The sequence below is a fragment of the Adhaeribacter sp. genome (assembly GCF_057359045.1).
Map to the genome: position 1 here is coordinate 53,116 of NZ_JBMQUD010000066.1, position 22,695 is coordinate 75,810.

Annotated in this window: 16 protein-coding genes; 8 read left to right on the forward strand and 8 right to left on the reverse strand. The window is 43.2% G+C overall.

Translation table 11 applies throughout. The features are described from left to right. Window position 1: 1 nt before the first annotated feature. Window positions 2-1,915 (reverse strand): fumarate reductase/succinate dehydrogenase flavoprotein subunit, encoded by a 1,914-nt coding sequence (locus tag ACO1R6_RS10770; RefSeq protein ID WP_486264628.1) that lies wholly within the window; start codon window positions 1,913-1,915, stop codon window positions 2-4. Window positions 1,916-1,931: 16 nt separating this feature from the next. After that, window positions 1,932-2,603, reverse strand: coding sequence for a succinate dehydrogenase cytochrome b subunit (locus tag ACO1R6_RS10775; RefSeq protein ID WP_486264630.1), 672 nt, complete (start codon window positions 2,601-2,603; stop codon window positions 1,932-1,934). A gap of 254 nt (window positions 2,604-2,857) precedes the next feature. On the opposite strand from ACO1R6_RS10775, the gene ACO1R6_RS10780 reads away from it, so the two are divergent. From ACO1R6_RS10780 to ACO1R6_RS10790, 3 genes are all read left to right on the forward strand, one after another. Beyond that, entirely contained in the window at window positions 2,858-5,632 is a 2,775-nt protein-coding gene (locus tag ACO1R6_RS10780) for a T9SS type B sorting domain-containing protein (protein WP_486264632.1), read from the forward strand. A 380-nt stretch (window positions 5,633-6,012) separates the two neighbouring features. Next, window positions 6,013-6,891, forward strand: coding sequence for an ACP S-malonyltransferase (gene fabD / locus ACO1R6_RS10785; RefSeq protein ID WP_486264634.1), 879 nt, complete (start codon window positions 6,013-6,015; stop codon window positions 6,889-6,891). 497 nt (window positions 6,892-7,388) lie between these two features. Continuing rightward, the gene (locus tag ACO1R6_RS10790; RefSeq protein ID WP_486264636.1) at window positions 7,389-8,255 is read left to right on the forward strand and encodes a COG4315 family predicted lipoprotein; all 867 of its coding nucleotides are present in this window, start codon (window positions 7,389-7,391) and stop codon (window positions 8,253-8,255) included. Between the two features lie 176 nt (window positions 8,256-8,431). Here ACO1R6_RS10790 and folK read toward each other — a convergent pair whose 3' ends face one another. Then, window positions 8,432-8,926: a 2-amino-4-hydroxy-6-hydroxymethyldihydropteridine diphosphokinase gene (gene folK / locus ACO1R6_RS10795; RefSeq protein ID WP_486264637.1), complete on the reverse strand. Its 495-nt coding sequence runs from the start codon at window positions 8,924-8,926 to the stop codon at window positions 8,432-8,434. Between the two features lie 203 nt (window positions 8,927-9,129). Between folK and ACO1R6_RS10800 the strand changes: the two genes are divergently transcribed. Continuing rightward, window positions 9,130-10,107, forward strand: coding sequence for a polyprenyl synthetase family protein (locus ACO1R6_RS10800; RefSeq protein ID WP_486264639.1), 978 nt, complete (start codon window positions 9,130-9,132; stop codon window positions 10,105-10,107). A gap of 675 nt (window positions 10,108-10,782) precedes the next feature. Here ACO1R6_RS10800 and ACO1R6_RS10805 read toward each other — a convergent pair. Next, window positions 10,783-12,039 (reverse strand): peroxiredoxin family protein, encoded by a 1,257-nt coding sequence (locus tag ACO1R6_RS10805; protein WP_486264641.1) that lies wholly within the window; start codon window positions 12,037-12,039, stop codon window positions 10,783-10,785. A 179-nt stretch (window positions 12,040-12,218) separates the two neighbouring features. Between ACO1R6_RS10805 and ACO1R6_RS10810 the strand changes: the two genes are divergently transcribed. After that, on the forward strand, window positions 12,219-12,446 hold the full coding sequence (locus ACO1R6_RS10810; RefSeq protein ID WP_486264643.1) for a hypothetical protein: 228 nt from the start codon (window positions 12,219-12,221) through the stop codon (window positions 12,444-12,446). 179 nt (window positions 12,447-12,625) lie between these two features. Continuing rightward, window positions 12,626-14,929 carry an aconitate hydratase gene (locus ACO1R6_RS10815; protein ID WP_486264645.1) on the forward strand — a complete coding sequence of 768 codons (2,304 nt, stop codon included), beginning with the start codon at window positions 12,626-12,628 and terminating at the stop codon, window positions 14,927-14,929. 487 nt (window positions 14,930-15,416) lie between these two features. Here the strand turns inward: ACO1R6_RS10815 and ACO1R6_RS10820 are convergent, their stop codons facing one another. Further along, a complete protein-coding gene (locus ACO1R6_RS10820) occupies window positions 15,417-18,446 on the reverse strand; it encodes a S8 family serine peptidase (RefSeq protein WP_486264647.1) in 3,030 nt (1,009 codons plus the stop codon). 1,041 nt (window positions 18,447-19,487) lie between these two features. Then, window positions 19,488-19,796 carry a sll1863 family stress response protein gene (locus ACO1R6_RS10825; protein ID WP_486264649.1) on the reverse strand — a complete coding sequence of 103 codons (309 nt, stop codon included), beginning with the start codon at window positions 19,794-19,796 and terminating at the stop codon, window positions 19,488-19,490. A 232-nt stretch (window positions 19,797-20,028) separates the two neighbouring features. Between ACO1R6_RS10825 and ACO1R6_RS10830 the strand changes: the two genes are divergently transcribed. Then, on the forward strand, window positions 20,029-21,012 hold the full coding sequence (locus ACO1R6_RS10830) for a 2-dehydro-3-deoxygalactonokinase (protein WP_486264650.1): 984 nt from the start codon (window positions 20,029-20,031) through the stop codon (window positions 21,010-21,012). After that, window positions 21,009-21,659: a bifunctional 4-hydroxy-2-oxoglutarate aldolase/2-dehydro-3-deoxy-phosphogluconate aldolase gene (locus ACO1R6_RS10835; protein WP_486264652.1), complete on the forward strand. Its 651-nt coding sequence runs from the start codon at window positions 21,009-21,011 to the stop codon at window positions 21,657-21,659. Before ACO1R6_RS10830 ends, ACO1R6_RS10835 begins: the two co-directional genes overlap by 4 nt. Window positions 21,660-21,749: 90 nt before the next feature. Here the strand turns inward: ACO1R6_RS10835 and ACO1R6_RS10840 are convergent, their stop codons facing one another. Further along, the gene (locus ACO1R6_RS10840; RefSeq protein WP_486264654.1) at window positions 21,750-21,986 is read right to left on the reverse strand and encodes a hypothetical protein; all 237 of its coding nucleotides are present in this window, start codon (window positions 21,984-21,986) and stop codon (window positions 21,750-21,752) included. Between the two features lie 228 nt (window positions 21,987-22,214). Further along, window positions 22,215-22,695 (reverse strand): hypothetical protein (locus tag ACO1R6_RS10845; RefSeq protein WP_486264656.1); only part of this gene is annotated, 481 nt, incomplete at its 5' end.

The following is a 22,695-nucleotide window of genomic DNA, read 5'->3' on the forward strand; positions in this document are numbered from 1 at the left end:
ACTATTTGTAACTACGCTGGGTAAGCTTCACATTTTCGAATACCAGCGGCTCTTTATTTAAACGGGCTTCGCTGTTCTGGCCGGTATATTCCCACGCTGCTACATAAGCAAAGTTTTCATCGTCGCGCAAAGCTTCGTTCTCCGGTGTTTGGTACTCCTCTCTAAAGTGTCCGCCGCACGATTCGTTCCGATGCAGGGCATCGGTCACCATTAATTCACCCAATTCTAAAAAGTCGGCAACCCGGCCAGCTTTCTCTATGGTTTGGTTCATGTCTTCGTTTTCGCCGTAAAGCTTAACGTTGCGCCAGAACTCTTCCCGTAAGGCTTTAATTTTATCTTTGGCAAACTGCAAACCCTCGGCGTTACGGGCCATGCCACAGTAATCCCACATTAATAAACCTAGTTCTTTGTGGAACTCGTCTACTGTTTTGGTACCGTTAATGGAAAGTAACTTCTGAATAGTAGACCGGACGTTGGTTTCCGCTTCTTTAAAGGCTGGGTGGTCGGTACTTACTTTACCTGCCGGCATTTGCGCCAGGTAATCGCCAATGGTATAAGGTATAACAAAATAACCATCGGCTAAACCTTGCATCAGGGCCGAAGCACCTAAGCGGTTAGCTCCGTGGTCGGAGAAGTTGGCTTCACCAGCCGCGTATAGACCGGGTATGGTGGTCATGAGGTTGTAATCTACCCATAAACCGCCCATGGTATAGTGTACCGCCGGGTAAATACGCATTGGTGTATGATAAGGATCTTCCCCGGTGATTTTGGCGTACATCTCGAACAAGTTACCGTATTTCTGGCTTACCTTATCTAATCCGTCGCGTTTAATGGCATCCGAAAAATCGAGGTAAACCGCTAAGCCGGTAGAACCTACGCCGCGGCCTTCGTCGCAGGCCAATTTGGCATTACGGGAAGCCACATCGCGGGGTACCAGGTTACCAAAAGCCGGGTATTTGCGTTCCAAAAAGTAATCGCGTTCGTCTTCGGGTATTTGCTGCGGCGCGCGTTTATCGCCTTTGGCTTTGGGTACCCAAACGCGGCCATCGTTCCGCAACGACTCCGACATCAGGGTTAATTTAGACTGATATTCGCCGGAAACCGGAATACAGGTAGGGTGAATTTGGGTAAAGCAAGGATTACCGAAGAAAGCTCCTTTTTTATAAGCCCGCCAAATGGCCGTAGTATTAGAACCCATGGCATTGGTAGACAAATAAAATACGTTGCCATAACCACCGGTAGCCAATATTACGGCGTGCGCACTATGCGACTCAATGTGGCCGGTAACCAGGTGGCGGGTAACAATACCGCGGGCTTTGCCATCTACCAGTACCAGATCCAACATCTCGGTACGCGGATACATTTTTACTTTTCCGTAAGCAATCTGGCGGTTCAAGGCGCTGTAAGCACCTAGTAACAACTGCTGACCGGTTTGGCCCCGGGCATAGAACGTACGCGATACCTGTGCTCCCCCAAACGAACGGTTAGCCAGTAAGCCACCGTATTCGCGGGCAAAAGGCACACCTTGCGCCACGCATTGGTCAATAATATTAACACTTACCTGAGCCAGCCGGTAAACGTTGGCTTCGCGGGCGCGATAATCGCCTCCTTTAACAGTATCATAAAATAACCGATAAACGCTGTCGCCATCGTTCTGGTAATTTTTGGCAGCGTTAATACCACCCTGGGCCGCAATACTGTGTGCCCGGCGGGCACTGTCCTGGAAGCAAAATACTTTTACATTATAACCCAATTCGGCCAGGGTAGCGGCCGCCGAAGCACCGGCTAAACCAGAACCTACAATGATAATGTCGTATTTACGTTTGTTGGCCGGGTTTACCAGCTTTACATTAAATTTATGTTTTTCCCACTTTTCGGCTAAAGGCCCTTCAGGAATTTTGGCATCTAATAGCATATATAAACCGGTAGAATTAATAAATGAAGAAAAAATACAGCGGCATAGCGGCAAAGCCGGCACATACCACAATCGAGAAGAGATAACCAAAAGCCTTAATGGCCGGGGTATATTTCTTATGACTTAAACCTAAAGTCTGGAAAGCGCTCTGGAAACCATGAATCAGGTGGAATGCCAGGGCAATCATTGAAATTACATAGAGCGCTACGTACCACCATTGGCTAAAGGCTTCAACGGTAATCGCGTATAAATTTTTATTGCCTGCAGCATCTAAACCTATTTCGCCAAACTTAAGCTTAAAGTAAAAATTATAAAGGTGTACCAGCAGGAATATAAAGATTACCGTTCCTAGAAGGCCCATGTTCCGCGATGACCAATTACTGTTTTCCTCCAACCGATTTACGGCGTATTTTACTGAACGGGCACTTTGGTTGCGTCTGCTTAAAGACCAGGCCTCATAAATATGAAACACAAAGCCCAGTAAAAGAATAATTTCCATGGCCCGGATTAACGGGTTGTGCGTCATAAAATAAGTGTAGGCATTAAAAGCTACCCCTTCATCTGCAGAAAATAACTGCAAATTACCTATCAGGTGCACAACCAGAAACGAACAAAGAAACAAACCGGTAACGGCAACTACCAACTTTCGGCCGATGGTACTGGAGAATGTTTTTGTAAACCAACTCATTTGTATTTGTAGATATATCTAAATAATAACACTTATATGAAGGCCAAAGGTAATCTCCGACCCTTTATAAAACAATAATAAAATCTATTTTTAAACAATCTAAATTACATACCGTTATGAAAATATTTATACCTTATTGAAAAAAAATAGCGTTATAATATTTGCCGGTTATTTTTGCCCTAATCTGGTTTATTTCCCTAATTCATAACAATACTAACGAAAATTTTCTTTCGTTACACAGATAAACAATTTGTATGCACTTACCTATACCCTTACGGAAACCATTCTTGTTTTACCTATTCTGGGTGTTTGTCTTTAGCTGGGGTTTTACCTCGCAAGTACAGGCTACGCACATCCGGGCAGGTGAAATTATTGCTAAATCTATGGGCGACTCCCTGGGAGATCCGTTACTCTATCGTTTTAAGCTTATAACTTTTGTTGATTTTGCCCAGACCGGTGCTTTTAATGAAGATGCTACTTTATTTTTTGGTACTGGTGAGAGCCAAAAGGTAGACCAGTTTCCTACCCGGCAAACCCGCAATGCCGTTAGAGGCGATACTTACCGGTGCGTTTACTATTTTTATCACCGCTATCCGGGGCCTGGTACGTATAATGCCGTATATACCGAAGTAAACCGGGCTATAGGAGTAATGAATATTGGCAATTCTGATCAGCAGAACATGCTCCTGCGTACCACCATCACCATCGACCCCTTTATCGGGCAAAATACTTCGGCAGAATTACAAGTGCCGCCGCTCGATTACGCAGCTTGCGGCCAGGTGTTTGTGCACAACCCCGGCGCCTACGACCGCGATGGTGATCGGTTGCAGTTTAGATTTATAACCCCGCAACGCAACACCAGCGGCGACCAGCAAAATCCTATTGCCGGTCCGGTTTTATCGTATCGAGTATTAAACGACCCTTCTTTTTGTTGTTCGGCTGCGCCCAATCCGCCGGGAGGGCCCTCTACTTTAACCATCGACCCCAATACCGGCCAAATTACCTGGAACGCACCTTGCCAGCAAGGCGATTACAACGTCGCTTTTATTGTAGAAGAATACCGCAATGGCCGAAAAATTGGGGAAACACTGCGGGATATGCAAATCAGGGTACGGTGTGTAAATAACAAACGGCCAACCTTGCGCGTGCCGCGCGATACCTGCGTGGTAGCGGGTACCCGGGCAACCGGCCGGGTTACCGCTACGGACCCGGATAATAACCCAATGGTGTTAGAGGCATTTGGAGGCGTATTTAGTAAAGTGCCGCCGGCTACTTTTACCGTTACGGGTAATACCGGCGTATTTAACTGGAATACCGTTTGTGCCGATGTGCAAACCCAGCCTTACCAGGTAGTATTTAAAGTAACCGATGTGCCTACCGGTAACGGCGAATTACCGCTAACCGATTTACAACCCTGGAATATTAAGGTAATTGGGCCGGCCCCGCAAAACCTGAAAGTGACGCCGGTCGGGAAAAGCATTACGCTTAACTGGGATTCGTATACTTGCCAGAATGCCTCTCAGATATTTATTTACCGGCGAGAAGGAAATTCTAATTTTGTACCCGGACCATGCGAAACCGGCGTACCTGCTTCGGCTGGGTTTACCAAAATTGCCGAGGTAAATGCCAATGCCGTAACGTACACCGATAATGGCGGGGCTACCGGCTTAAAGCGCGGTGTCAATTATTGCTACGTTATTTACGCGGTATTTCCGGCTCCCCGGGGCGGCGAAAGTATTGCAACTTTGCCGGTATGTACCATGCTGGAAAGTAATATTCCGGTGCTAACCAATGTATCGGTAGAATCTACTGACCCTACTAACGGTAGTATTTTAATTAAATGGACCCAGCCGCGCGAAGGCATAAACCAATTAATTACGCCGTTACAGTACCGCCTGTTCCGGGCACCGGGCAATACCACTACCTTTACCGAAGTTTTCCGGTCTAATAATTTAACCGATACAGCCTTCCTGAATACAGGCATCAGCACGACAGCCGGCGCCGGCGATGTGAAATGGACGTATAAAATAGAGTTTTACCAGAATGCTGCCACTAACCCGCAGTTGGTAGATACGGCCTCTACGGCTACCAGTGTGCAGTTAAAAGCGGTGTCTCAGCCATCATCGGTAAACTTAAACTGGCGGTATACAGTGCCTTGGAATAACGGTGTATTGCGGCATAATATTTACCGCAAGTTACTTAATGGGCCTTACCAATTAATTGACCGGGTTACGGCTACGGCCACGCAAGGCCAATACGTGGATAGAGGAACTTTCCAGAATACCCCATTGCGGCAGGGGCAGCAGTATTGCTACTATGTCGAGACCCTGGGGACTTACGGTAATCCCAATCTGCCCGATTCACTTTTAAATAAGAGCCAGGAGTTTTGTGTAATCCTGCGCGATTCTATTCCGCCTTGTCCGCCGGTGTTAAGCATCGATCCGCTGGATTGTGAAGCTTTCCTGCAAAACCCAACGGCGCCGCCTTACCAGAACGTATTAACCTGGGTACCAGATCAGCGGCCGGAATGCGGCAAGGATATTAAATATTATACCATTTATTACCGGATAAACGAAGAAGCCGAGTTCGATTCTATTGCCTTTACCCCGTATAATGTAACTACTTTTACGCATAGTAATCTGTCGTCTTTTGCGGGTTGTTATGTGGTCACGGCCACCGATTCGTCGGGCAATGTGAGCCCGCAGAGTAACATTGTTTGTAAAGACAATTGCTTCTTCTTCCAGTTGCCTAATATATTTACCCCGAACGGCGATAACAAGAATGATACTTTCCAACCCGATCCGCGGTCGAAATTTATCAAGTCTATTAAATTTACTGTCTATAGCCGGTGGGGCGATAAAGTTTACGAAGGCAGCGAAGACCCCCGCATAAACTGGCGCGGTGTTAATAAAGATGGCAAAGCCGTACCCGATGGTATTTATTATTACCAGGCCGAAGTAGAATTTCTGACCTCGAACCCAGCTAATGCCAAACGAACGTATAAAGGTTGGGTAGAAATAGTGCGGTAAAGAGATTAAGATACTATAGCTAAGATAAATAAAAAGCCGGCCACTTTTGGGTCGGCTTTTTATTTGCGCGGGTTCCGGAATATCCTTTATTTTGTTCAGAAATAAAGGATATAGCATCCCAGCCAATAGCATCCCCCATCGGTCATTTTATAGAATTCGAAGGCTTCCAAAAGAAACTTCTGCTTGGGATGGATAAACAGGTAATAAACAGAGCTCTGAATTTGCCTGCCTATACATTCCACCCAGAAGATTCCCGCCGGGAATGACTGGAGGGGAGGAAATAATTTACATTTCCCTTATGGAAGGTATTCTATACTAACTGGTATAACTGGCTTATCAAATAATAGTAACTGATTTTTAATTTTGAATCGATAGAATCTATGAAAGCATATATTTTTCCGGGGCAAGGCTCCCAATTTCCGGGCATGGGCCAAGACTTATACCTGCAGCAACCAGCAGCCAAAAAGCTTTTTGATATAGCAAATGAGTTATTGGGTTTCTCTTTAACCGATGTAATGTTTGCCGGTACCGAAGTAGACCTGAAACAAACCAATGTAACTCAACCTGCTATTTTTGTTCATTCTGTTGCCCAGGCAGCTATTCTTGCCGATTTTAAACCCGACATGGTGGCCGGTCATTCTTTAGGCGAGTTTTCGGCTTTGGTAGCGAATAAAGTTTTACGTTTCGAAGATGCACTGCTGCTGGTGGCAAAACGGGCCACTGCCATGTATGCCGCTTGCCAGCTAGAGCCATCTACCATGGCGGCAGTTCTGGGCCTCGACGATGACAAAGTAGCCCAGATTTGTGCTGAGATTACCGACGAAGTGGTGGTGCCGGCTAATTATAATTGTCCGGGCCAATTGGTTATTTCGGGCAGTATAAAAGGCGTTGAAATTGCTTGCGAAAAATTAAAAGCTGCCGGTGCCAAACGCGCTTTAATATTGCCGGTGGGGGGCGCTTTTCACTCGCCGTTAATGCAGCCTGCCGAAGAAGAGTTGGCGCAGGCCATACACGGTACTACTTTTGCGGCCGGTATCTGCCCGGTTTACCAAAACGTTGATGCTAAACCTTATACCGATCCTGAGTTAATTAAAGAAAACCTGATTAAGCAACTTACTGCCCCCGTGTGCTGGACCCAAACCATCCAAAACATGGTACAAGATGGCGCAACGCAATTTATTGAGTGTGGCCCCGGTAAAGTTTTACAAGGTTTAGTAAAGAAAATACACAAAGATGCTGAGGTAAGTAGTGCTTCATAAAATTGGGTAAAATAAATCAAGTAAAAGCACCGGCCGATAATGGCCGGTGCTTTTTTTATGTTGTTTCGCGTGCTGTTGGCGTTGCTTAATATATTAAAACTCTTGTAAACTAAACAAAGCAATCGGCTTTCATTAAAGTACACCCAAATCCTAAATTCATTGAGAAAGCCCGACTATTGCCGGGCTTTTTTGTTCAATACTTTTTGCAATCAGTTTTCGCTGTTTTAGCATTTCCGATGTCTGGTTACCAAAATATTGGCCTTTTTCCCTCCGCCAATTTCAGTTCTATCCAGAAAATATATTAGGCTTCATTTAGTATCGTCAGCCAACTAAACTAAGGCAAGCTCAGGCCTAAACCCCACTTTTAGTAAAAATATTTTCTGAAGCCCAGGCAACCAATTCCGCTTTTGTTCCGACCTGTAAGTAACATCCCCCGGTTTATCCGTCTGTTTAAATGCTAAGCAAGTTTTTCTTTACTACACCTAAACTTAATAATCATGAAATCAATTATTATCACCAATTTGCGCTTGTTGTTAACTGCTTTGCTCGTGGTTTTATTTAGCTGCGACGATGACGACAATGCTTCGGTTCCAGAAGAAATAAAGCTGCAGAGCAGCGCCACCTTAGGTAATTATTTGGTTGATAGAGACGGCCGTACGCTTTATTATTTCTCTAACGACTTTGATGGAAAGAATAATTGTGCCGGTGGTTGCGAAGCCCTCTGGCCTTATTTTAATGTCGAGAATTTAACGGCCAATCAATTGGGCGCTGGATTAGATTTAGCCGATTTTGCTACCATTACCGCCGCTAACGGCAAAAAACAACTTACCTATAAATCGTGGCCGTTGTATTATTATGCGCCGGTAGTAAATGGCGTTAATGTGCAGGAAGCTCCCGGGCAAACTACTGGTGAAGGCGTAAACGGTATTTGGTTCGTGGCCAAACCAGATTATTCTATTATGTTGGTTAATGCCCAGTTGGTAGGGCACAATGGTAAAAATTATAAATCTGATTACACCGAGGGTACGGCTAAAACCCTGTACTTTACCGACGGCAACGGCATAACCCTGTATGGTTTCAGAAACGACCGGTTTAATAGTAACCGGTACACCAACCAAGATGCCACGCACGATGCCGTCTGGTCCATTTACGAAACCGATAAAATGGTGGTGCCGTCTACGCTAGATAAAAATTTGTTTGGGGTTATTACCGTTTTTGGCAAGAAGCAACTTACATATAAAGGCTGGCCCTTGTATTATTTTCAGCAAGATGCCAACGTACGTGGCGCCAACAAAGGTATCAGTTTTCCGGCACCGGCTGTTTGGCCCGTAATTACCAAAGACGTTGCCGCGGCACCGCAATAAATTACCGCTTAGGAGTTAAGTTAACTTTCTGATTATATAATATTATGTAATAAAGGGTAGAAGAGGTGTATTACTGAAGTGCACCTGTTCTACCCTTTAATATTATTTAGCCATTCAGTTAAATAGAAGCGAGCCTGCAGTTTCCTGTGCCTGGCTATTTCGCAAATAATATGATTTTAATATAGATCCTGGGGGTATAAACTTACAGCTAGTTTATCTGGGCAGGTAGCTAATAATTCCTGGTTGGTAGCATGTAATACCGGATGAACAAAGTCTGGCGCAATTTCGGCTAAGGGAACCAGCGTAAAGCGGCGGTTTTGCAGTTCGGGGTGCGGAATAACTAAGTTTGCGGATTGCAGAATTAAATCATCGTAATACAAAATATCAATATCTATCACGCGGGCTCCCCATTTTACAACCCGTATGCGGCCCAGGGTTTGTTCAATAGCATTTATTGTATCAAGTAAAGCATGCGGCGGTAACGTAGTGGCAACGGCAACCACTTGGTTTAAAAAGGCTGCCTGGTTAGCTAAGCCCCAGGCGGCTGTCTCGTAAATGGCCGAAGTTTGGATAAGCTCGCCCACATTAATTAAAATTTGCTGGCAGGCAGCATTTAAATATTTAAGCCGATTGCCCTGGTTGCTACCAAGCAGAAGATAAGCGGTTGCCATTTATATATTATTTTAATCTGCAAAGGTAAGCGCCTTTAGGTTTGGTTGTCTTACATCTGTAAAATTAGGTTTGTTTAGTGCCGTTAAAACCGGACCCGTAGTTAGCCGGTTATAAATAAAATAGAAACTGTTCGTAAAATACCATGAACCTGAAAATCCGTTTGGATTCGAATGTCTGACCTCGTAATATTGCGTCCCCGGACATGCGCGTAACCCTAAAAGATATACAAGCCCCCATTGCAACCGAGATGGCGGAATTCGAAAAGAAATTCCGGCTTTCGATGCAATCAAAAGTATTGCTCCTTGATAAAATCATGAGCTACATTGTAAAGCGCAAAGGCAAGCAAATGCGGCCTATGTTTGTGTTTTTTTCGGCGAAACTTTTTGGGCAGGGTATTTCGGAAGCTACTTACCGCGGGGCGGCTTTAATTGAGTTGTTGCACACGGCTACCCTGGTGCACGATGATGTGGTAGACGATGCTAATTACCGGCGCGGATTTTTTTCGGTTAATGCCCTCTGGAAAAATAAAATTGCGGTACTTGTTGGCGATTACCTTTTATCTAAAGGTTTACTGCTTTCCTTGCAAAACAACGACTTTGAACTTCTGAAAATAGTATCGAATGCGGTGCAGGAAATGAGCGAGGGCGAGTTGTTGCAGATAGAAAAAGCCCGGCGCCTGGATATTACCGAAAATATTTACTTTGATATAATTCGCCAGAAAACCGCGTCTTTAATTGCTTCCTGTTGTGCAGTTGGTGCTTCCTCGGCGGGAGCCGATGCCGAAACCATTGAAAAAGCCCGCTTGTTCGGCGAGAAAGTAGGCATTGCTTTCCAGATTAAAGACGATTTATTTGATTACGGCACCGCTGAAATTGGTAAGCCCGTGGGCATAGATATTAAGGAAAAGAAAATGACTTTGCCGCTTATTTATGCGTTGCAGCAAACCGATTGGCTGACCCGGCGCCAGATGATTTACAACGTAAAGAACAACAACGGCAAAAATGAAGTAGTAGCTAAAGTAATCGATTTTGTTAAAAAATCGGGTGGCTTAGATTACGCTATTAACCAAATGAATACCTACGCCGAAGAAGCCCTCCAGATTCTCCGTACCTTTTCGCCATCACCCTCACGCACCTCTTTAGAACAACTTATTTCTTACACCATCGACCGGGAAAAATAATATTTTTTCTAATAAAAATTACCTGTATCAAAAGTCGTTTTATTCAGCGTTATTGCCCGGTTTAGGTATGACTAATGCTATAAACCCCGCTATTTTGTTAAATTACCCACTTGCCTGCCTAAATACTTGATTCTCATTATTGATGTTTGTGCTCTGCTGTTTATTATATATTTGGGTTACATAATATTTGAAAGGTGCAAAAGCGTCTTTTTGTTACTATTGAATAGTTTAAGCACAAGTAATTTGCTGTTTTAACTGCTATAAGGGTTTTAATCGTGGTTTAAAGGTGTTATAACCAAAAAATAGGCTGTTACTTTTGGGGGTATATTGTCCTTTACAATGGTAGTATTATATAGTAATTTTAAATTATTATTTAACACCAACTACTCGTATGACCAGCTACCAACTAACTAAAGAACCAGCTTTTCCAAAAAGACTCGTATTTTTAATAGTCTATTTTATAATAACTTGCACCACGCAATTAGAAGATAAAGCACCTGGTAGCTCACCAAAGTTAGTTTCTCTGGAGCAGGAAAAAACGACTGGGTTAATGGTGCAAGAGGCCACTATGATGCCCGCCACCGATTCTTTCCACCAATCGAATTGCGAACTGTATTAGCCTGAATTTAGCTGTTTCTTTATTTTCCCGCACGTATTTTTCTATCTTACCTTTAGTTATTCCCGCAGTAATTTATTTATAGTACTCTCAAAATCACGCACAAACTCCTCGTAATAGTGCCCGGTGCCCGGACCGGAAAAACCCGTATGGATTTTCCGTACATCCCCTTTTTTATCAATAAAAATAGTAGTAGGAAAAGCCAGTACATGGTTAAGCATGGGCAACGTTTGGGCGGCAGCGGCTTTATCGTTGGTACCAGCAACCAGTAAAGGGTAATTTATGCCAAATCGTTCTTTTAGACGTAGAAGGCGTTGTTTGGCTTTCTCGTATTCGGGGCTTTGTTCATAGCCTAAACCAATAATTTCGAAGCCTCGGTTTTTATTCTGGTTATAAAAAGGTACCAGAAAAGCTGTTTCGTCCATGCAGTTGGGGCACCAGGAACCCATAAGTTGTACCACTACCACTTTGCCTTTAAACTGCGGATCGGAGAGCGAAACTTTTTTGCCGGTTAAATCCGGAAAGCTGAAATCTAACTTTTCGTAACCTTCTTTTAAATATGTTAGGGTATCGGCGGGTGGTAATTGGGCTTGTGGGTTGCGTACGGCGGTCCAGGTGCTAAAACCGCTTTTGCCCGAGTAATATTTACCGGTCAGTTCGCCGTTCTTATTGGGGTGGGCTTTAAATAAGTACGCATGGTAACCATCAAATGTCGATAACCGCAGTTCGTCGCCGGCTACTTCGCCATCGAGGTAACGGTAATCACCGGTGGTACTTAAAAATGTGCCTTTTAATTTATTTTGGTCCTGTTCAAAAACACCAATGGCTTTTTCTTCGGTGCCGTCGGAATATTTAAAAAGTACATCCCATTTACCGCTAAAGTTTTGAGTTGCCGGTGCCGGATTACGGGAGAAACGATAATCCTGACCTAATTTGGCGCTAAAATTTACCTCGTATGGTTCGGGCAGGTTATACCGGATCCATTTACCCTTCAGGCCATCTTCCTGATCATTTATATGGGCTTTTAAATCCGCATCAAAAATGTGAAGAGGAATTTTTACCGAATCGCCGGCAATGGTAATATCGTCCAGTAAAATTTTTTCTTCGCCGTTGCGCAGGTAAGCCACCGTTTTACCTGAGTCGGTGGTTTCTACCTGCATTAAAAATGGCAACTCCTGGTTAGATATGGTAAGCACCCCGCGCCAGATACCTGGCTTAAGGGTTTTGTTTTTGGGAGATTTGCAGCTGGTGGTAATTAAAATTACAAGCGTTAGTAATGCTGTACTCCAATATATATAAGCTTTTAAACCAGACATAAACGCAAAAAATAAATATCTAAGAGTAGTTTTAAACAAAATGTAAATACAAAAGTAAAAAAGAAAGCGTTTAGTTTATACAAATGTCTACTATTTAGGTAGAATTAGCTTTTATTTACCCTGGGCAACTAAGATTTTTTGTAAGGGTATTATAGTAAATAATTAAAATAAAACTAGATATGGAAAATTCACCCACACCTAACCCCATTGAGCCCGATAAAATAACCAACGCCGACGAAAGCAAGGAACTGCCCGGTACTGATGCGAGCTTGGATACGCCCCAGGCGACTGATGAGTTGGATACAACTTACGAAGGCGTACGGGAAGCCGGCAATGTAGCTGCCGAAGACGAACTGGATACCGACGAACTAGACGGTACCAACATGAATAACCTCCGGACCAAATAAGTTCTTGGGGTATATTTTTTTGTAAATCTTATTTGTTTTTATTTTAAATAGTAAAATAGGTTTACGATTAAATAGTAGTTTAATAACAGGTTATATATATTTGCGCAAATTTATATAGCCCGTTCTGTTCAGGAGCAGGTGACCATAAATTAAATAGATAACTTCAAAAACCAATAAACATGGCATTTGATATAGATATGATTAAGGCGGTTTACGCCGGATTAGGGGAGCGCATCGCCGCTGCCCGCCAGGCTGTAGGCCGACCACTTACACAAACTGAAAAAATCCTTTACGCGCATTTGTACAACGGCAAAGCTTCCGAAGCTTTTGAGCGCGGCAAATCTTACGTAGATTTTGCACCGGACCGGGTAGCTATGCAAGATGCTACTGCCCAAATGGCCTTATTACAATTTATGCAGGCGGGTAAACCCCAGGCATCGGTACCTTCTACCGTACACTGCGACCACCTGATTCAGGCCCGCGATGGTGCCAACGAAGATTTAGAAATTGCTACTACCGAAAACAAAGAAGTTTATGATTTCCTGGCTTCGGTTTCAAATAAATACGGTATTGGTTTCTGGAAACCCGGAGCTGGTATTATTCACCAGGTAGTTTTAGAAAACTATGCTTTCCCCGGTGGTATGATGATTGGTACCGACTCCCATACGCCTAATGCTGGTGGTTTAGGTATGATTGCGATTGGCGTAGGTGGGGCTGATGCTGTAGACGTAATGGCCGGTATGGCCTGGGAATTGAAATTTCCGAAAATTATCGGGGTTAAATTAACCGGTAAAATGAGTGGCTGGACTGCTCCCAAAGATGTTATTCTGAAAGTAGCGGGTATCTTAACTGTTAAAGGCGGTACCGGCGCTATTGTTGAATATTTTGGCGAAGGTGCCAACAGCATGTCTTGTACGGGCAAAGCTACCATTTGTAATATGGGTGCCGAAATTGGTGCTACTACTTCGGTGTTTGCCTACGATGGTAAAATGCGTGACTACCTGGTAGGAACCGAAAGAGCTGATATTGCAGATTTAGCCGATGGCATTGCCGAGCATTTACGGGCCGATGATGAGGTTTACCAAAATCCGGAAGCGTATTACGATCAGTTAATCGAAATAAATTTATCGGAACTGGAGCCACACGTAAACGGACCATTTACTCCCGATGCTGCCTGGCCTATTTCGCAGTTTGCGGCAGCTGTAAAAGAACACGATTGGCCGGCTAAATTAGAAGTAGGTTTAATTGGTTCTTGTACCAACTCTTCTTACGAAGATATTACCCGCGCAGCATCGATTGCTAACCAGGCCGTAGAAAAAGGTTTAGCTGTAAACGCCGAATTTACTGTAACCCCTGGTTCTGAATTAGTACGCTACACGGTGCAACGCGATGGTTTATTAGATACTTTTGCCGAAATGGGTGGCGTTGTATTGGCCAATGCTTGCGGACCGTGTATTGGTCAGTGGGCACGCCATACCGACGACCCTCGTCGCCGCAACTCTATTATTACGTCGTTTAACCGGAATTTTGCCAAACGTAACGACGGTAACCCCAATACGCACGCTTTTGTGGCTTCGCCCGAAATTGTTACCGCTTTTGCCATTGCCGGTGATTTAACGTTTAACCCTTTAACCGATACCTTGGTTAACAAAGCTGGTGAAGCGGTACGGTTAGATGAACCACGGGGCGTAGAATTACCGCCGAATGGTTTTGCCGTAGAAGATGCCGGTTATGTAGCACCCGCCACCGATGGCAATAGCGTAGAAGTGATTGTTGATCCTAAATCAGACCGTTTACAATTATTAGACCCGTTCCAGCCTTGGAGCGGCAGCGACCTGAAAGGTTTACGTTTACTCATTAAAGCGCAGGGTAAATGTACTACCGACCATATATCTATGGCTGGTCCGTGGCTGAAATACCGGGGTCACCTGGATAATATTTCTAATAATATGCTAATTGGCGCCATCAATGCTTTTAACGGTGAAGCCAATAGTGTTAAAAACCAGGCCATCCAAGGTACGCCTTACCAGGAAGTTCCTGTAGTGGCCCGTGCTTACAAAGCAGCCGGAATTGGTTCTATAGTAGTCGGCGACGAAAACTACGGCGAAGGTTCTTCGCGGGAACACGCGGCCATGGAGCCCCGGCATTTAGGCGTGAAAGTAGTACTGGTAAAATCTTTTGCCCGTATCCACGAAACCAACCTGAAAAAACAAGGTATGTTGGCCTTAACCTTTACGAATAAAGCCGATTATAACGAAATTTTGGAAGACGATATAATCGACATCGTGGGCTTGCTTGATTTTGCACCGGGCAAATCTTTACAAGTAGTATTGCACCACGCTGATGGCTCTAGCTATTCTTTTGAGGCGAACCATACGTATAACGAAGGACAGATTGCCTGGTTTAAAGCCGGTTCAGCGCTTAACCTGATTCGTATTGAGAGTGCCAGAAAAGCCAGCGAAGGGTTTATTCAGCAGGCCTAAGCCTATAATTTAACATAAAAAAGCGGCGGCTTCTATTTATAGAAGCCGCCGCTTTTTTTTTTACCTGTTAGAAATATTTAGGATGCAAGTAGCGGTATAATGCAGTAGGTACTAACGCCCTTAATTTGTTTAAACCTGTTATAAAATCTGCTGGGTTTCCTTAGCTTTTAATTATATACAACACACTAAGGATTAGAGACTACTGAAAATTATTACACCAATAGAAATAATCTTTTACCATATTTATAGGTACTTAGTATGGCATTTGGCTAAAAGGTATTACAGGAAAGTCTAGTAATTACTTTTATTACCTACTTTTCTTTCTAAACAATAGTTCCTTACAGGATGACAGCAGAACGTTCTTCTGGCAGAGAAGGATGTTAGTACAGGTCGGTATTAATAGGTTTTGCTGCATCAGAATCTACTGATTTTACTTAACCTGCGCTGCACTAACCAAAATATTTAACCAGAACAGATAGGTTGCAGGTTAATATAAATATTGGAATTTCTGACGAAAGACTCCGTCTATGCCTTGTATTTGTAGTAGGTACATGCCTTTAGCCAGGCCATTTAGTCGCAAATTGTATAAACCATTTTTAGTAATTGCCTGCTGTTTTACAACGCCCCCTAATACATTTACTACTTCTAAGGTTGCGCCGTTGCTTAGATTTACATTAGCTGGTATATCAATATTTAAATTTTCTGACGTAGGATTTGGATAAACCTTAATACCTGCCTGCTGCCAATTATTGTTGTACGCCAAATAATCTATTTTAACTACTTTGGTAAGTGAATCTGTACAGCCCTTCAGGTTGGTAGTAACTAATTTTACCGTGTAGCTACCGGCTTCGCGGTATTTAACGGTCGGGTTTTTAGCGGTGCTTTCGCCTTTATCGCCAAAATACCAGTGCCAGCTAACTGCATTTGGGGTATAATCGGTAAAGCTTACCTGTCCGTTAACGCCCGGTGATACCGGATTAGGGCTAAAGCTAAAATTAACATTTGATTTTTCTACCTCTATATGCCAGGGTACTACTGCGCTTTCGTAAACCGAATCGATATTACTTACATAATAAGTGGTTTTCTTTTTCAAGATCGGGGTTTTATAACCACGGCCACTACCCAATAAAGTTTGGCGGGTAGCATCGGCATAAAATTTAAAGTTATTGCCATTTTCCGGGAGAATAACTGCATGGGAACCCGGGCAGATGGTATCGTTTAAAGCTATTGGCAATGGTCCGGTTTTTACCTGGCTAAACCGGGTTTGGGCTGCGGCTGCGTTGGCTTGTAATTCAGTAAAGCTATCGCCGGCCACAATGGCAAATGCTATCGTGGTGCTTTCGCCGGGGGCTAGGTTGGGCAATTTAGCTCCAGTAACGTCCGATACGTCGTTACCCGCTCCATTTAAACCCGCTTTTTTGTTTTTGCTAATGGGGTTCGAAAGTGCCCGGTATTTTTTAGCGTTGCTAAAGCCATCGGTTAACGAAATATTTTCCTGCGGCCCGTACAAGTTATCGATGGCATAATGGGTTGCAGGTACGTTAGAAAGCAGTTTTACCCCAATATATAGGTTGCGCCGGTCTACATTATACACGTAGCCCATGCTGTTTACTGAATCCCAGTCGGCAACATTCCGGAAAGCGCCGTCTACATCCCAGTCGGTAAACATACCGGCATACAAATTATTAAATGGGCTTAATGTATTATTCGTAATTTTATATTCCAGAATAACAAACTTATGGTTGGGGGCATTTTTCCAGGCATAAGCCCAATGCGATACCCGCACCCCCGCCGCATTCGTCGACGGGAAAGAATCTTGCATGACCCCGTGGGCCGCTACATCGGCAAAAGTTGGTTCGGGTAAATATTGCACTACTGAGAGTTGGGTAAAATTATTATCCGATTCATAATTTTCGTTTCGGATATTGTCGGAGACCCGGCTGGGCATGGTTCCAATCATCAGACCGCCTTCCGATAGCAAAGGACTATCATCTTTATAAAATACCCCGTTGCCTTGTTCGTAGTTTAAGCCGTTATAACCAATGTTTCCCTTACTGGTTACTGTTACACCTAAGTTGTTAATATTAATGGTTACAAAATCAGGATTGGCAGCTACTTTAAAATATTGGTAATCGGTATAAGTTCCATCCGAAAAGCCGTACCGGAAGTTTATAACCGAATTAAGCGGTATGTTAGGGCTAATATAAATTTTAAAAGGTTGTGCCGTGTTGGTGGCAGATGCCAGAGTGCCTAAGGCCCCGGCATTAAAATTATCCTGCAAAATGGTAACATACGGCGAGGTGCAGGATAAAGTAACCTGTAAATTATTGGTAGGAACCAGGAAATTGGTAAAGGTACCGGTAATTTTTAAGGTATCGCCCGGGAAAAGGCTATTACCCTTACTATAGGTATTGTTGGTATTTCTTACGGCTTTGCTATTGGTTTCGGTGAGTGCCCGGTACAGGTTAACCCGGCCCCGGCCCAATCGCTCTTTAAAAGGAGTATTTCCGGGTAAGTTATAAATATCATCGGCTGTAATCCGTAGCTGTTCGGCCACTTGCAAAGCCGTGTAATTAGGAAACTGTTTCCGGACCAGGGCAGCACAGCCAGCTATTATAGGCGAAGCAAAAGAGGTACCATAGCCAGAAGTATAATGGGTATCATTTAAGCCGCCGGTAGTCCATGCGTTTACGCCTACTGCCAGTATGTCTATTTTGTTGCTGTAAGTATGTGCAAAAAACCGGTTATCGTTGCCATCGACCGACGAAACAGAAAGGACGTTGTCGTAAGATGCGGGGTAAAAATCTAAGTCGGCGGCAGTATTGCCCCCGGCAGCAACTACTACCACGTTTTTATTAATGGCCGCATAGTTAATTAGGTCTTGTTCGTAAGCCGAACGCTGGCCCGGCGAACCCCACGATAAATTAATAACGTGCGCCCCGTGGTCGGCCGCGTACACAATTCCCTCGTAGCCGGCAAAGCTTCCTTTAGAAGTTGAGTTAAAAACTTTTACGGGCAATATTTTACAATTATAACCTACACCAGCCACCCCAACGCCATTATTGGTGGCACCCGCGGCAATACCTGCTACCAATACGCCGTGGGCATCTTTGTCGGCACTGGGGTTGTTGTCGTTATCACCCAAATCCCAGCCGTAAAAATTATCGACGTAACCGTCCTGGTCGTCGTCGATGCCGTTAATGGGGTCGTTGTAATTATATTTAATTTTGGTTTTTAAATCCTGGTGGCTTAGCCGGATGCCGGTATCTAAAATTGCAATAACTACCGAAGAATCACCTTTCTGAATATCCCAGCCTTTAAAAGCTTTCATGTTGCGGAGGTAATACTGGGCACCGTTAAGCGAATCGGCCAGCGGATCGTTGGGTTGGTGCAATATTTCCGGAATATAAACTGGCTCTACGTACTCTACCAAGCCACTGCTAAGTAAAAGTCCTTTTAGCTTGGTAAAGGTAAAAGGTGGGGCAAACTGCAGTTCATAAAATAAGCTTAAATCCACTTCGCCCGGTTTAAGGTTAGGTTTACTAACTGCTTGCGGAAACTTTTGCAAAAGCTTTGTGTGCGGAGCTGTAGGAGCGAGTATTTGTTGCAAGCTTTGCCCAGAACTGCGCCCCAGTACTTGGTAGGGGGGCTTAAGTTTAAATATAAGGGTATTGGGCTTTACTTTAGGCGGAGTTGGCCGGGGAGGGTTATCTAACACGCCGGCAGAACTAAGTAAAGAAAGAAATAAAAACAGTAGAAGTAAAAGTGTTCTATTCAAGAAGAAGAAATATAAATATTAATACATACTAGCTCGCAATTTAAACAAAACGAAGGGTTTAACCAGCAAAGATTTGTTTAAATCTAATCCAATTATTTATCTTTGATACCGTTGAGGCTAAAATTAGTTGCACCTATATAGAAGTACTTTTCTTAAATTAAGAATAAATTTCCGAAGATTATTAATAAAAAAGATTTAAATTTTTAACCGTCTTCAAATTTACGTAAATATATGAAAAACTTAATATATAATTGTTGTAATTTAATTTAAATAAATTTGTTTTTTACAGCTTAGTAGGCAGGTAGATTTTAACTATTCCAGCATCCTCTAAATAATAGGTATAGATAAACACTTTATTTTTTAAACTCCGTTGAACAATTACCGGAATATGTAAAGCGTTAAAATTGCTTTATAAGCAAATTGGCATTATCAGGTAAGAAAGGAAAATATTAGACGTGCTTGTAATACCAAATATGAGTTGAACTGTTCGCTAGAAAATAAAATTAATTATGTATTTAATCCATCTTAAATGGCTGCTTTAGGAGGTGTTCTATCAGCATTAGTATTTCAAAGGATTTTGTATCTAATGTTTACCCTTATTATGTAAATGTATACAGCTCCACAACAACAGAGTAAAAAATGCTTTGGGGCGGAATCCGATGTGGAGGTGTTGTGCATTAACCAGGTTAATTTTTAGGAACCTGGGCGGTTTAAATTTCGCTTAGTCTTAAAACAAAAAACCGGCAAATCGGCCGGCTTTTGTTTTCTTAATGAAATTTTTTATTCCCAAATCTTTTTTATATCATTAGTTAGGCTATCAATGCCATTTTTAATATCAGTCCAGGTGCTGCTGTTGGTATCGGTATCGTTGCCCGAGGCGTTTAGTTTGTCGGCAATTAAGCTCCGTTTGCGTTCTAAAGCGGCAATGTGTTCGTGGTACGTGTGGTTAGAGTCTACGGTGGTGGCATGAGCCCTAGCCTGTAATATTTTAATTTTGCCATCCAACTCCTCCAGGCTTTTTCTGATTTCGTTCTGGCTCAGGTGCTCAGGTGCACGCACATTTTCTGGTTTTGGCGGATATGAGTTCATAAGTTTACATTATAAGTTTAGATTTCTGTTGTTGCTTTAAGGCTAACTTTACGCTAAGGTAAAGGCGGCCATAATATTGGTTATTACTCTTTTTTCCGGAAAAAAGATTTATAATAGTAACAAAATGGCTATACCACTATAATAAACCATTGAGCACTTTTACTTTAGCAAATAGTTAAATTTAACGTTATTTGCCGCCTGAAAGTGCAGGCAATTATTTACGTAAACACCCATGATAAATTTTCTGAGCCTGGACTGGGGCACTACAGCATTCAGGTTAAGATTAATAGAAGTGCCGTCTTTAAAGGTAGCAGCGCAACTAAGCTCAGCGGGAGGCATTAACCAGACTTATGCCAACTGGCAGGCAGCCAGTCCGGAGCAAAGCCCCAATCGCCTGCGCTTTTACCAGGAAGTAATTAAAGCCCAGTTGCAACAGCTAGAAAAACAAAATTCTATAGCGCTGGCTGGTATTCCCTTATTGGTTTCGGGTATGGCCTCCTCAACCATAGGTATGCGGGAGTTGCCTTACCAGCCTGTACCTTTTGCTCTCGATGGCACAGGCCTGAAAACTGAATTAATTCCGGCTTCGGCTGATTTTCCAAACGATTTGTACCTGATTTCGGGTGTTTGTACTACCAACGATGTAATGCGGGGCGAAGAAACACAGCTTATCGGGTTTGCTCAACAAACGCCCGATACCAATACCGAACAGGTATATATTTTTCCGGGAACCCATTCTAAGCACATTTGGGTACGCCAAAAGCTGGCCCTCGGGTTTAATACCTACATGACCGGCGAATTCTTTGCGCTCTTAACTAAGCAAAGTATTTTAAGAACTTCGGTATCCGAAAACGCAGAATTAAGCGAAACCGTAGTAGCTGAAAGTTTTAAAGCGGGTTTGGAGGCAGCCCACGCTGGCAATTTATTGCAACTGGCGTTTCGGGTCCGGACGAATGATTTATTCCGCAAATTTACCCCCAACGAAAATTTACACTATTTAAGCGGCCTACTCATTGGGCTGGAACTACAAGATTTAAGAAAAACCTCGGCCGAGATTTATTTATGTGGCGGTGAAAACTTGCATAAACCTTATGCCCAGGCGCTCCGGCTTTTAGAACTCCCGCAAAAAGTACACCTTTACGCTCCGCAATTAGCCGATGAAGCCGTTATTCGGGGACAATACCAGATTTTAACCCAACTAAAATACCTTACATGAAAAGCACATTTTCGGGAGAGTTGTTTCATAAATTGCCTGTAATTGGCATTATGCGTAACTTACATCAGGAGTTGCTGGAGCCCATAACTGCCGCTTATGCAAATGCGGGCTTAACCAATTTAGAAGTAACCATGAATTCGCCGCAGGCGGTAAGTAGTATTACGTGGTTGCAAACCCACTACGGTAACCGGTTAAATATTGGAGCTGGTACGGTTTGTAACTTACCTGATTTAGAAAAAGCTTTGGTCGCCGGCGCGCAATTTATTGTTACCCCTGTTCTGAATAAAGAAGTAGTAAAAGCTTGTGTACAGGCCCAGGTGCCCATCTTTCCGGGAGCTTATACCCCCACCGAAATTTACGAAGCCTGGCATTTAGGGGCAACCATGGTAAAAGTTTTTCCGGCCGGCAAGCTAGGGCCCGAGTATATTAAAGAAATATTAGCGCCTTTAAATTATTTGCAGTTATTACCAACTGGTGGTATTACAGGTAGTAATTGCCTGGAATTTTTTAAAGCCGGAGCCAAAGGAGTAGGCATGGGGAGTAGTTTGTTTCCGGCAGAATTAATTAAAAGCAATAATTGGGCAGAATTAACCTTGTTTTATACCCGGTTTGTACAAACAGTAAAATCTTACCTAACAGTTGTTTAATGGCGATTGGTAACATCTGTACTATTTCGGAAATGACTACTAAGCAACTAGGTTTAAGAAATTACCTTGGTTGGGCGTGGGGCAAGGCGGCTAGCGCCGGCTCGATAAACGGATAGGTATAGGCTTAATACACTTTTTAGAAAGCAATACCGAGCGATTAAAGTTAGCTTCACCGTCCTGGGTTAAAGGATGACAATAAAAATAATATTCATCTCCGGCCTCATCAAAACCTTCGTGTTTGTCTACTGTGTAAATAAAATAAGTTTCGTTGCCCCGCAGTTGCACCGGCGCGTATTTGGTATAATCAATATTTTTTAACCGTATCATTGGGATATATAATAATTAGGTAAGCACAAAAGAATAGATAATTAATCAGTTTTAGGTGCTAATAACCTAAGGGTTAATGTAAAAATAGAATCAATTAAGTAGCTTAAATTTTAGAATATTAAATAAACTGGTGTGGCCGGTTTGGTTTAAATTGCCCGAACCAGAACTGACTCGGGCAATTTAATTTAGGCGTCAGGCTATTTACAAAACCGGCACCAACTCAATAAATTATGGACAAACTGGATATTCGGTTTCTAAAGTAGTGCTGGTGGTGGCACCGTTGCTGGTTACTGTAGTTACCTTTTTCTGAATTTTACCTTCAGCATTAAATTCCCGGTTAATAGCATAATCTGCTTTTAAGCTGCCATCTTCGTTGTACACTTTATAAGCAGTAACCTGGTTGCGGCTAAAATTACGACCGCGTAAGCCAAAGAATATATTTCGTGCCATAAATGCCACATCCGTAGGGGTGTCCTGCACTTTATCGTTGTAGCTGGTATATTCTTCTACTAAATATTCTGGCCGGGTAGAAGGCTTATAGAAGGTTTTGGTGGCATTGCCTTGTTCGTTGTATTCAAACCGGTAATGGTCGGCGTAGCTGGTATTTATCTGAATAATTCTGCCTTCATTGTAGTAAACCGAAGATTCATACACCCGGGTTTGGCTTCCTTTCTCAACTCTAAAAACGTGCATTTCATACAATAAGCCA

Excerpts from the sequence above, each read along its gene's own strand:
- ACO1R6_RS10800 (WP_486264639.1), top strand. The coding sequence starts at position 9,130 with ATGCGCGTAACCCTAAAAGATATACAAGCCCCCATTGCAACCGAGATG.
- ACO1R6_RS10805 (WP_486264641.1), bottom strand. The coding sequence starts at position 12,039 with ATGTCTGGTTTAAAAGCTTATATATATTGGAGTACAGCATTACTAACG.
- ACO1R6_RS10775 (WP_486264630.1), bottom strand. The coding sequence starts at position 2,603 with ATGAGTTGGTTTACAAAAACATTCTCCAGTACCATCGGCCGAAAGTTG.
- ACO1R6_RS10780 (WP_486264632.1), top strand. The coding sequence starts at position 2,858 with ATGCACTTACCTATACCCTTACGGAAACCATTCTTGTTTTACCTATTC.
- ACO1R6_RS10840 (WP_486264654.1), bottom strand. The coding sequence starts at position 21,986 with ATGATACGGTTAAAAAATATTGATTATACCAAATACGCGCCGGTGCAA.
- ACO1R6_RS10825 (WP_486264649.1), bottom strand. The coding sequence starts at position 19,796 with ATGAACTCATATCCGCCAAAACCAGAAAATGTGCGTGCACCTGAGCAC.
- fabD (WP_486264634.1), top strand. The coding sequence starts at position 6,013 with ATGAAAGCATATATTTTTCCGGGGCAAGGCTCCCAATTTCCGGGCATG.
- ACO1R6_RS10835 (WP_486264652.1), top strand. The coding sequence starts at position 21,009 with ATGAAAAGCACATTTTCGGGAGAGTTGTTTCATAAATTGCCTGTAATT.
- ACO1R6_RS10830 (WP_486264650.1), top strand. The coding sequence starts at position 20,029 with ATGATAAATTTTCTGAGCCTGGACTGGGGCACTACAGCATTCAGGTTA.
- ACO1R6_RS10815 (WP_486264645.1), top strand. The coding sequence starts at position 12,626 with ATGGCATTTGATATAGATATGATTAAGGCGGTTTACGCCGGATTAGGG.
- ACO1R6_RS10810 (WP_486264643.1), top strand. The coding sequence starts at position 12,219 with ATGGAAAATTCACCCACACCTAACCCCATTGAGCCCGATAAAATAACC.
- ACO1R6_RS10770 (WP_486264628.1), bottom strand. The coding sequence starts at position 1,915 with ATGCTATTAGATGCCAAAATTCCTGAAGGGCCTTTAGCCGAAAAGTGG.
- ACO1R6_RS10790 (WP_486264636.1), top strand. The coding sequence starts at position 7,389 with ATGAAATCAATTATTATCACCAATTTGCGCTTGTTGTTAACTGCTTTG.
- folK (WP_486264637.1), bottom strand. The coding sequence starts at position 8,926 with ATGGCAACCGCTTATCTTCTGCTTGGTAGCAACCAGGGCAATCGGCTT.